The organism is Terriglobales bacterium, assembly GCA_035543055.1.
Classification (GTDB): domain Bacteria; phylum Acidobacteriota; class Terriglobia; order Terriglobales; family Acidobacteriaceae; genus JAIQFD01.
On the sequence record DATKKJ010000102.1, the window covers coordinates 1 to 10,661 of the forward strand.

Here is a 10,661-nt window from a genome sequence, read left to right on the forward strand (position 1 = left end):
ACCGGCGTCGCTGAGCGCGATGTCACCCCGGAGGCTACACGCGCGGTCTGCGACCGCCTGGTGGACGGTATCGCTGAGCGCATGCGTGCTGAAGGCGCGAAGAAAACTCCGCTGGCGGCCCTCAGCCGCGGCCTTTGCGGCACCCGGGGACGCAGCCTGGTATTGAACCTGCCGGGCAGCCCGGGCGGAGCGACCGAATCGCTGGCTGCAGTCATCGATCTGCTGCCGCACGCGCTGGAGCTGCTGCGGGGCAAGACGGCGCACGCCAAGTCGCGCTCCTGATCCCTTCCCCCGCAGGCGCATCTTCCCTTTCGCGTACAATGACGTTTCCTCATGCACTGGTTGAAGCATTTTCTTTCCCGCTACACCGCCTGGGTCTGGGGTGTGCTCAAGCCGCTGGGGGCGTGGGGTGTCTTCGGCATCGCCTTCGTGGACGCCGCCTTCATGGGCATCCCGATGGATCCCGTGGTCGCCGGCTACGTCTATTCGGACCAGGCGCACTTCTGGATGTACATCCTGATGGCGTCGGCGGGCTCGGCGCTGGGCAGCTTGCCGCTCTACGTCATCGGATACAAGGGCGGAGAGCTGCTGCTGGCCAAGCGCATCAGCAAAGACCGCATGGAGAAGATGCGCGACCGCTTCGAGAAACAGGAATTCTTCGCCCTGATGATCCCTTCGATGCTTCCCCCGCCCACGCCTTTCAAGCTGTTCGTGCTCTCCGCCGGCGTCTTCGAGATGCACGTGACTGCGTTCCTGGGCGCCATCTTCCTGGGGCGCGTGCTGCGCTTCGGGATCCTCTCGGCGCTGGTGCTGGCCTTCGGGCCGCACGTGGTCAGCCTGGTCGGGAGGATGGCGCGCGAGCACCTGCCGGTGACCATCGCCATCGGCGTCGCCGCTATCGTGCTGATTTATGTTCTGTACCGGCTGCTGCGCGCGCCGGTGGTGGAGATGGAGCACGAACTGGAGCAGGCGGAAAAGTAGCTACGATCTCCCCACCAGCTCCAGCATTTCTTTCTCCCCGATGACCTTGACCCCGAGCTCGCGCGCCTTGTCGAGCTTGGAGCCGGCCTCGTCGCCGGCGACCACGTAATCGGTCTTCTTGCTGACCGAGCCGGAGACCCGCCCGCCCGCGTCCTCGATCATCTTCTTGGCCTGGCCGCGCGAGTAGTTCGCCAGCGTCCCGGTCAGGACGAAGGTCTTGCCCGCCAGCTGCGTGCCGCGGCGTTTCTTCGTGCCCTCAAACTGCAGACCAGCGGCCTTCAGCCGCTTTACCAGATCCACGTTCTTAGGCTCGTCGAAGAAGGCGCGGATGCTCTCGGCGATGCGCGGCCCGACCTCGTTCACCTGCTGCAGTTCCTCGACGCTGGCCTTCATTAACGCGTCGATGGAACCGAAGTGCTCAGCCAGGAATTCCGCGGTGCGCTCGCCCACGAAGCGGATGCCCAGCCCGTAGATGACGCGCTCCAGCGGCAGCTTCTTGGAATTCTCGATCTCGTCGAGGACGTTCTGCGCCGATTTCTCGCCCATGCGCTCCAGTTCCAGCAGGTCCTGCTTGGTGAGCGAGTAGATATCGGCCACGCTCTTGAGCAGCTTCTTGTCGCAGAGCTGGTTGACCAGCGCGTCGCCCATACCCTCGATGTTCATCACCGAGCGCGAGGCGAAGTGCAGGATGCTTTCCCGCAGCTTGGCCGGACAGTTGGCGTTGACGCAGCGATGGTCGGCCTCGCCTTCGGTCCGCACCACGTGCCCGCCGCACTCCGGGCAGCGCTCCGGCATCTTGAAGTGCCTGGCGCCGCGGGGATGCTGCTTGTCCTCGACGATGCCCACCACCTTGGGGATGACGTCGCCCCCGCGCTCCACCGTCACCCAGTCGCCGATGCGCACGCCCAGGCGCTCGATCTCGTCCATGTTATGCAGTGTGGCCCGGCTCACGGTGGTGCCGCCGATGGGGACCGGCGTAAGCCACGCGACCGGCGTGAGTTTTCCGGTGCGTCCCACCTGGGGAACGATGTCCTCGATCCTGGTAACGCCGGCACGCGCGGCGTACTTGTAGGCGATGGCCCAACGCGGCGCCTTGCCGGTGTAGCCCAACTCCTCCCACAAGCGCGTGTCGTTGACCTTGACCACGACCCCGTCGATCTCGTAGCCGAGCTCCTCGCGCTTCGGCTCCAGCTCTCCGACCAGCTTCCAGACCTCGTCGATGCTCTTCGCCAGGCGCCACAGCGGGTTGACTTTGAAGCCCGCGATCTTCAGGGCTTCGAGCGAGCGCGAATGTTCCGGGAAGCAGGTGCGTCCGTCCACCAGCAGGAAATAGGAGTACAGGTCCAGCCGCCGCGAGGCAGTGACATTGGGATCGAGCACGCGCACCGCGCCGGCGGCAGCGTTCCGAGGATTTGCGAACTTTGACAGGTTCTGCCGCTCGCGCTCCTCGTTCATGCGGCCAAAGGCCGCGATCGGCATGATGACCTCGCCGCGCACCTCGAACGTGGGCGGCAGCCCCGCCTTCTGCAGCGTGGCCGCCGGGATGGAGAGGGGGACGGAGCGGATGGTCCGGAGGTTCGCAGTCACGTCCTCGCCGATGGCGCCATCGCCACGGGTGAGGCCCAGCACGAACTCGCTGCGGCCGCGCCCACTCTTGCCCTCCTCGTAGCGCAGCGCCATGGAAAGACCGTCGAGCTTCAGCTCGCAGACGTACTCCACCTGCTTGCGCCCGCTGAGCTCGTGGACGCGACGGTCCCACGCCCGCAGCTCCTCTTCGTCATAAGCGTTGTCGAGCGAGAGCATGGGGCGCGAGTGCTGGACCTTGATGAAGCCCTCGCGCGGCTTGCCGCCCACGCGCTGGCTCGGCGAGTCGGGTGTCACCAGTTCGGGGTGTTCCGCCTCCATCCGCTTGAGCTCCTGCATCAGCCGGTCGAACTCGGCGTCGGAGATCTCCGGGTCGTCGAGGACGTAGTAGCGATGCTCGTGGTAACGGATCTGGTCGCGCAGCTTGTCGATCTTCTTCTGCACGTCCCTGGGCGCGGACATGTCCCGATTATATTTGCCCGTGCACATCCGGCAACTTGACGTTGGCCTCAGTTCGGCTATAGTTTTCGGCGCTCGATTCGGGCTCATTCCAAGCGGTTCAAATGAGGAGAAGAGGTGCGTCAATGAAGAAGCTGTTTCTCGCAGTCTTGATCTTGGGATTCGCTTCCTTGTGGGGCTTCGCGCAGGAGAAGAAGGCTGACAAGAAGGGCGAGATGAAGCACGAACACGCCGCCATGGAGAACAAGGGCGGTCCGCCGCCGGCGGCAAAACCAGGACCGGAGATCACAAAACTGATCAAGATGTTCTCGGGGAGCTGGACAGCGGAGGAGAAGGTCGAGCCTAATCCGATGGCCCCAAAGGGCGCCACAGGCAAGGCCACGGCAACCTTCAAGCCCGGTCCCGGAGGACTGTCGCTGATCGAGGAATACGATTCGCCGCACGGCTCCATGGGACCGTTCCGCGGCCACGGCGTTACCTGGTGGGATGCCAAGGCCGGCGCATTCAAGGGGACTTGGTGCGACACCATGATGACCGAGTGCATGGTGAGCAGCATGAAGTGGCAGGGCGACAAGCTCGTGGGTGACCCCTATCCGATGGACCAGGGCGGGCAAAAGATGGTGATGACCAGCGCATATACCGACATCAAGCCCGACGCCATCACCTTCGAGATGGGCATGGGGCCCACTACAGAACAGGCCAAGAAAGAGATGACCATCGTCTACAAGCGCACCGGCAAGGCGGCAGTTCCGGCAGCGAAGAAGGAAGAAATGCCGGCGAAGAAATAGGAGCAACTCCTTCAGGGGGCCGGGTGCGCCCGGCCCTTTCTTTCCGACGCCGAACTTTGTGCGGCGGCAGGCGTCCTGTAGCATCGAATGTTCGCTGTCATCTTCCTGAACGGAGCGCTCGCCTAGAGCTTGGAACCGATCACCCACTTCCTGACCGGGGCGTGCCTGGCCCGCGCCGGACTGAACCGCACCACGCCGCTGGCCACCACCACCCTGGTGCTGGCCGCGGAAGCCGCCGACATCGACATCCTCTGGCTCGGCAAGGGGCCGGTCTTCTACTTCGGGCATCACCGCGGCATCACCCACACGTTCGTGGGCGCCCCACTGGTCGCCGCGCTGGTGCTGGCGCTTGTCTACGCCCTATGGAGGATCGCACAACAGTTCGCGAAACCGGGGCCGATGGGCTGTGCCGGATGTCCCCCGGGCAACGCACCGCCGGAGCGCCGGCCACGCTGGGGCATGATCTACCTGCTGGCGGTGCTCTCCGGGCTGGTCCATATCCTGCTCGACTACACCAACAGTTACGGCGTGCGGCCGTTCATGCCCTTCAGCTATCGCTGGTACTCGTGGGACATCGTCAACATCTACGATGGCCTGATCTGGGCGGCGCTGCTGCTGGGCCTGCTGGTGCCGGGATTGTTCCGCCTGGTCAACGAGGAGATCGGGTCGCGCAAGAAAGGCCCGCGCGGTCGCGGCGGGGCCATCTTCGCCCTGGTCGCCATCGTCGTGCTCTGGGGGGGCCGCGACTACGAGCACCGCAAGGCGATCCGACTCATGCAATCGACAGAGTATGAAGGCGCGGAAGCGGTCCGCGTCTCCGCCTTCCCTTACGGGCTCAGCCCCTTCAAGTGGCATGGCGTGGCCGAAACCGCGAATCTGTTCGAAATGGTCGTCGTGGACTCGTCCGGGCCGGAGATCGATCCGCAGAGCAAGGCGCGCATCCGCTACAAGCCGGAAGAGACGCCGGCCACCATCGCCGCCAAGAAAACTTACCTCGGACGCGTGTACCTGGATTGGGCGCAGTATCCCCTGACCGAACAGGAGCAGCGTCCCGACGGCACGTACGAGGTCCGGTTCTACGACCTGCGCTACTCCTATCCCGAGCGCGGAAGCGCGCTGCGTTCCGCGGTCATCCTGGACAAGGACCTGCATGAAATCGAGGAACGGTTCGGGAGCAGAGTGCAGAAAGTGAAATGACAGCGCCCTTGGGCGTCATCCTGAGGCGCCTTGGCGCCGAAGGATCTCGCGCGCACAATCCACAAACCCTGCACGCGAGATGCTTCGCGGTTGAACCGCTCAGCATGACGCCAGTTAATGTCGGGATGGAGAACCGCGCTTGACGCATCTCCCCCCGGAATAGAGAATGTTCATCCTGCTGTAGCGAGGTGACCATGCTTGCGTACGTTCTTGTGCTCGCGGTGATCGTGGCCCGCATCGTTTTCCGTCCTTTGGCCTTTGCCCCGGTCGGACCGGCGTTGCTGTTCTTTGGCGCCTACATGCCGCGCAGGTGGATGTGGGTCCCGCTGGCCTTGCTGGCCGCCACCGATGTCTATCTCACCCGCAGCAGTTATGGCTATCCGTTCACGGCGGACATCCTGGTGACCTGGGCGTGGTACGCGCTTGTGCTCTGGGCGGGCGGAGCGCTGCTCAAGGGCAGGGTCCGCCCGTTGCCCGTGGCCGGCGTGACCGTGGCCGCCGCGGTGGCGTTCTTCGCGATCAGCAATTTCGCCGTGTGGGCGGTGTGGAACATGTATCCGAAGACGCTGGGTGGCCTGGCCGCGTGCTACGTGGCCGCCCTTCCGTTCTTCCGCAACCAGTTCGTATCCGACCTGCTCTTCGCCGCAGTGATGTTCGCGGTCCCGCTGGCGCTCCCGGCGCTGCGTCCGGCAGAAGCGAAGGAACGCGCCGCCTAGATCCTGAGGTGGCAAGCGAAGGCACGGCCCCAGGCCGTGCCTTTCGCTTTCTGCGCTGATCAGGAGCGGGAGATGAAGTCGTCGATCCACTGGCGGACGTGGTAGCGCGACTCGTCGGCGTTATCGAAGCGGAAGCCGAAGGCGGTGTCGGCGGGGCGGGTCCAGCAAACCAGCCCGCGGATGCTGACCTCGGCCATCTCGGGGAGCGCGAAGGTGACGGTGGCGTTCTGGCCGCTGGCCACGCCGCTGCCGCCGCTGATGGACATGCCACCACCGCTGATCTCCAGGGAACTCCCGCGCACCTCCCCGCCGGTCTCTAATTTGACCCGCACTTCGGAGACGATGGGCACGCGCACGTAACGGCGGAATTCGTGGAGGACCAGCAGATGGGTGGCGCGCACCACCTTGAGCGCGTTCTGCCGCTCGATGGGCCAGTCAACCACGGCATTGACCGAATAGCGGGAGAAGCGCAGCGCCTCCTGCGCCGTCTTGCAGACACCGTAGATGACGACGCGGAAATTGGACCGCGACGTCCGCACTGCTTCCAGGACGGGCTCCGCCTCGTCGTCCAACCGCACCACGCAGGCATCGAATTTCTCCCGGCTGAGGCGGCCGATCTCGTCGCCAGCCACGGCCACGCTCTGGATGCCGAACTGCTTGAAGCAATCGGCCAGGATCGCGCCGCCGGCGTGACTCAACCCGATGATGGCCACCCGCGCCAGCGCCTTCTGCGCGACCGATGCCGTGCTTACCCGTGCCGGCTTGGAGGTCATGGTCCCGTATTCTCCGTTGTCATCACGAACTTCGCAACTCTCATCACACCGAGGCCCTGGCCGGGGCCTGCTGGACACGGTCGCCGCCGGACTGTTTCGAGGAATAGAGGGCGGCATCGGCCGCCTGCACCAGCTCGTCGCGCGTCCGTCCGTGGCGCGGGAACTCGGCCACGCCGGCGCTGAAGGTCACCGGCCGCGGGATTCCCGGAAAGGGAAACCCGGCGACGATCTGGCGCAGTTTCTCCGCCACGGCCCGGGCGTTCTCCCCGTTGGTCTCCGGCAGCAGCACGGCGAATTCTTCGCCGCCGAAGCGGCACAGCACGTCGGGCTTGCGCAGATGCTGCTCGAACAGGCGCGAGATCTGCTTGAGCACTTCGTCCCCCAGCAGGTGGCCGAACTCGTCGTTGATGCGCTTGAAGTGGTCGACGTCCATCATGATGACCGACAGGCTCAGCTGATAGCGGTTGGCGCGCTCGATCTCCTGCATCATGCGCAGCTCGAAGAAGCGGCGGTTAAAAATGCCGGTGAGCCCATCCAAATATGCCATCTGGCGGACCCGCTCGTAGTAGTGGGCGTTCTGGATGGCGGTGGCGCACATGTCGGCCACCGATTCCAGGGTCGGCACGTCTTCCTCCGGGAAAGCGCCGACGGTGGCGCTGTCCAGCGCCAGCACCCCGAGGGTCTCGCCGAAAGCGATGAGCGGGATGCACATCTCGGAGGCGGTCTCCTTCACCCCCGGCACATAGCCGATCACGACCGAAACGTCGTTCTCTACCACCGTCTTGCCGGTCAGCAGGGCGCGCCCGCACAGCCCGGCTCCCGGGGGAAGGATGCTGCCGATGGGCATGACCGGGGTCAGGTTGCCGGCGTGGGCCCGCACCGCAAGCCTGTCCTGCTCCTTGAGCAGGATGGCGACCTGGTCCACGTCGAAAGACTGCACGATCACCCGGCACACCTTCTCCATCAGCTCGCTGAGTTCGAGCACGGCGGTGGATTGCCGCGCGATCGCGTTGACCGCCTCCAATTGCGACGCCTTGCGCTGTTCGAGGGTGTAGAGCTCGGCATTCTGCAAAGCGATGGAAGCCTGGGTGGAGAACAGGGTGAGCAGATCGATGGTCTCCTGGTCGAAAGCGTCGAGTTTGTCGCTCTGGCAGTCCAGGACACCCACGACTTCCTCGCGCACCATCAGGGGTATGGCCAGTTCGGATCGGGTGGCGGGATTGTTGGCAATGTAGCGTGGGTCCTTGCTGACGTCTGCGGCGTAGATCGGCCGCTTCAGCTTCCCGGCGTTGCCGATCATCCCTTTGCCCAGCGGAATGCGCACCTGCTTGTGCGCCGGGTCCCACTCCACCTGGGCACGCACGTAGAACTCCTGCTTTTGCCGGTCGAGGAGCAGGATGGCGGCGTTCCCCAAGTGGAAGTAGTCGCGCAGGATATCCAGGATCTTCGCAAGCACCTCGTCCAGGTCGAAGGTGGAGAGCACAGCCTGGCTGGCGTCGTAGAGTATGGCGATCTTTTGCATGGATGCTGCGACGATGCGGACGGCGGGAGGATTCTACAGCGGAACCGCCGCATCCCGGCAAGTTCCTTTGGTCACAAGCGCCGGCCGGGGCCGTCCATCTTGCGGGAACGCCGCCGCCGGAACAGCTCGATCAGCCCGTAGGCCACCAGGCAGAACCATAGATCGACGGCCAGCCCGAGGTCGAGCCGCCCGGGCGCATGCCGCGCGGCCGGCGGGAGCTGCGGCATCAGCAGGAAGTAAAGGGCATTGCCCGCGAGCACCGCAACCAGCGATTTCCAGAAATTGCGCAATACCCTAAGAGACACCGCGCGGCGCTGTTTTGTTGCCCGTGCGTCGCGGTGCCTCTGCATTGTCCTTGAAACTTGGGACTCGACACTTGAAACTGGGGCTTCATGCTCGAGCTCTCGACTCCCGTCCAATACGTGAAGGGGATCGGCCCGCGCATCGCCGAGGCGCTGGCCGCCAAAGGCATCTCGACCGTCGAGGATTTGCTCTACTATCTGCCCTTCCGTTACGAAGACCGGCTGAACCCGCGCGGGATCGCGGAGCTCCGGCCGGGCGAGATGGCCACCATCATCGCCGAGGTCCGGACCTTCGGGCTCTTCTATGCCCGCAACGCGCGCTTCTGGATCGCCAATCTTACCGTCGGGCAGGGACGCGACGCGCTCACCTGCATCTGGTTCCGCGCCGAGTACCTGCGCGACCGCTTCAAGCCCGGGCAACTGGTGGCGCTCTACGGCAAGGTCGAACAGAAAAAGAAGGGCCGCGGCCTGCAGATCGTGCAGCCCCAGTTCGAGATCATCGGCGAGCCGCCGGGGCCGGGCGAAGAGCCCGACCCGGAGGAACTGGCGGCGCAATCGCTCGAGGTGGGTCGCATCGTGCCCATCTACGAAGCCATCGGCAAGCTGACCACGCGCTGGTTCCGGCGTGTGGTCCACGGGGCGCTGGCGGCCCTGGCGCCGGAGGTGCCGGACGGCCTGCCGCCGGCCATCATCGCGCGCCACCGCCTGGCGCCGCGCCGCCAGGCATTCCAGGGCGTGCATTTCCCCGAGGCGGGCGAAGCGTTCGCCGACTTGCAGAATGCGCGCACGCCCGCCCACCAGCGGCTCATCTACGAGGAGCTGTTCTTCCTGGAGGTCGGGCTGGAGCTCAAGCGCCGGCGCCTGCGCCAGCAGCCCGGGATCTCTTTCCAGCTGAACGAGAAGGTGCGGGAAGCGATCAAGAAGGTCCTTCCGTTCCATCCCACCAACGCGCAGAAGAAGGTGCTGCGCGAGATCGCCGAAGACATGGCGCGTCCTTCGCCCATGCGCCGCCTGCTGCAGGGCGACGTTGGCTCAGGCAAGACCATCGTCGCGCTCGAGGCGGCCATCATCGCCATCGAAAACGGCTACCAGGCGGCGCTCATGGCGCCCACCGAGATCCTCGCCGCCCAGCACTACATCTCCGCGCGGCAGATCCTCGAGAACGCCGGCTACCGCATGGTCCTGCTGAGCGGCTCGATGGAGGACGACCGCAAGCGCGACACCCGCCGCCACATCGCGCGCGGTGACGTCCACCTCGTCATCGGCACCCACGCGCTCATCCAGGAGAAGGTGGACTTCGCCAAGCTTGGGCTGGTGATCGTGGACGAGCAGCACCGCTTCGGCGTCATGCAGCGCTTCAAGCTGATGAAGAAAGGCGAGCTCGATCCCGACGTGCTGGTGATGACCGCCACTCCCATCCCGCGTACGCTGGCGCTCACCCTCTACGGCGACCTCGATGTCAGCGTGCTCGACGAGCTCCCGCCGGGCCGCACTCCCATCGTCACCCGGCGGGTCACCGACGAGCGCGCCGGTGAGGTATGGGACTTCGCCCGCAAGCAGGTGGCCAGGGGCCGGCAGGCATTCGTGGTCTATCCGGTCATCGAGGAGTCGAAGCAGGACGAGCCGGCGCTGGTGCTGCAGCCCGACCTACTCGAGGTGAAGCCTGCCGCCGAGCTCAAGGCCGCGGTGAAGATGTACGACGAGCTGCGCAAGAAAGTCTTTCCCGACTTGCGCGTCGGGCTGCTGCACGGGCGCCTGGATCCCGAGGAGAAGGAGCGCGTGATGGCGCAGTTCAAGAAAGGCGAGATCGACGTGCTGGTCTCGACCACCGTCATCGAGGTCGGAGTGGACGTTCCCAACGCCAGCGTCATGGTGGTGGAGCACGCGGAGCGCTTCGGGCTGGCGCAGTTGCACCAGCTTCGTGGGCGCATCGGCCGCGGCGCCGCCCGGTCCTATTGCATCCTGATGACCGGCCCGAAGGTCTCGCCCGAGGGCGAGCGGCGCCTCGACACCATGGTGCGCACCACCGACGGCTTCGAGATCGCCGAGGTCGATCTGGCGCTGCGCGGCCCCGGCGAACTGGCCGGGACTCGCCAGGCCGGCATGCCCGAGTTCCGCATCGCCAACCTGGTCCGCGACCGCGAGCTGTTGGAGCTCGCCAAGCGCGACGCCGCCGCCCTGGTCAACGGCTCCGACCCGCAGATCTCCGCCGACGACAAGGCCCGCGCCATGGCCCACCTCAAGGCCCATTGGCAGCGGCGCTATGGTCTGGTCGAAGTCGGGTAAACTAGGCCGCACGTGAAGGCTCCGACGAAAGCCGATCTCTACCGCAAGCTGCC

General features: G+C 65.4%; 10 protein-coding genes. 6 read left to right on the forward strand and 4 right to left on the reverse strand.

The window, feature by feature from the left end; genetic code table 11:
- Together VMS96_07715 and VMS96_07720 are read left to right on the forward strand one after the other, a co-directional pair.
- The coding region (locus tag VMS96_07715; GenBank protein HVP43304.1) for a molybdopterin-binding protein at window positions 1-282 on the forward strand (282 nt) is incomplete at its 5' end.
- A 51-nt stretch (window positions 283-333) separates the two neighbouring features.
- The gene (locus tag VMS96_07720) at window positions 334-981 is read left to right on the forward strand and encodes a VTT domain-containing protein (protein HVP43305.1); all 648 of its coding nucleotides are present in this window, start codon (window positions 334-336) and stop codon (window positions 979-981) included.
- Here VMS96_07720 and ligA read toward each other — a convergent pair whose 3' ends face one another.
- Complete coding sequence (gene ligA, locus VMS96_07725; protein ID HVP43306.1) at window positions 982-3,027, reverse strand: NAD-dependent DNA ligase LigA; 2,046 nt, start codon at window positions 3,025-3,027, stop codon at window positions 982-984.
- Window positions 3,028-3,149: 122 nt separating this feature from the next.
- Here ligA and VMS96_07730 point away from each other — a divergent pair, with 122 nt between their 5' ends.
- The 3 genes from VMS96_07730 to VMS96_07740 all read left to right on the forward strand — a co-directional run bounded on the left by VMS96_07730 (window position 3,150) and on the right by VMS96_07740 (window position 5,725).
- Window positions 3,150-3,812 carry a DUF1579 family protein gene (locus tag VMS96_07730; protein ID HVP43307.1) on the forward strand — a complete coding sequence of 221 codons (663 nt, stop codon included), beginning with the start codon at window positions 3,150-3,152 and terminating at the stop codon, window positions 3,810-3,812.
- Between the two features lie 129 nt (window positions 3,813-3,941).
- Window positions 3,942-5,009, forward strand: a complete 1,068-nt coding sequence (locus VMS96_07735; GenBank protein ID HVP43308.1) for a metal-dependent hydrolase — start codon at window positions 3,942-3,944, stop codon at window positions 5,007-5,009.
- Between the two features lie 194 nt (window positions 5,010-5,203).
- On the forward strand, window positions 5,204-5,725 hold the full coding sequence (locus tag VMS96_07740) for a DUF6580 family putative transport protein (GenBank protein HVP43309.1): 522 nt from the start codon (window positions 5,204-5,206) through the stop codon (window positions 5,723-5,725).
- 59 nt (window positions 5,726-5,784) lie between these two features.
- Here VMS96_07740 and VMS96_07745 read toward each other — a convergent pair whose 3' ends face one another.
- The 3 genes from VMS96_07745 to VMS96_07755 all read right to left on the reverse strand — a co-directional run bounded on the left by VMS96_07745 (window position 5,785) and on the right by VMS96_07755 (window position 8,325).
- Window positions 5,785-6,498, reverse strand: a complete 714-nt coding sequence (locus tag VMS96_07745) for a PilZ domain-containing protein (GenBank protein ID HVP43310.1) — start codon at window positions 6,496-6,498, stop codon at window positions 5,785-5,787.
- A 43-nt stretch (window positions 6,499-6,541) separates the two neighbouring features.
- Window positions 6,542-8,020, reverse strand: coding sequence for a sensor domain-containing diguanylate cyclase (locus VMS96_07750; GenBank protein HVP43311.1), 1,479 nt, complete (start codon window positions 8,018-8,020; stop codon window positions 6,542-6,544).
- A gap of 71 nt (window positions 8,021-8,091) precedes the next feature.
- On the reverse strand, window positions 8,092-8,325 hold the full coding sequence (locus VMS96_07755; GenBank protein ID HVP43312.1) for a hypothetical protein: 234 nt from the start codon (window positions 8,323-8,325) through the stop codon (window positions 8,092-8,094).
- Window positions 8,326-8,412: 87 nt separating this feature from the next.
- Between VMS96_07755 and recG the strand changes: the two genes are divergently transcribed.
- Complete coding sequence (gene recG, locus VMS96_07760) at window positions 8,413-10,608, forward strand: ATP-dependent DNA helicase RecG (GenBank protein ID HVP43313.1); 2,196 nt, start codon at window positions 8,413-8,415, stop codon at window positions 10,606-10,608.
- Window positions 10,609-10,661: the final 53 nt, after the last annotated feature.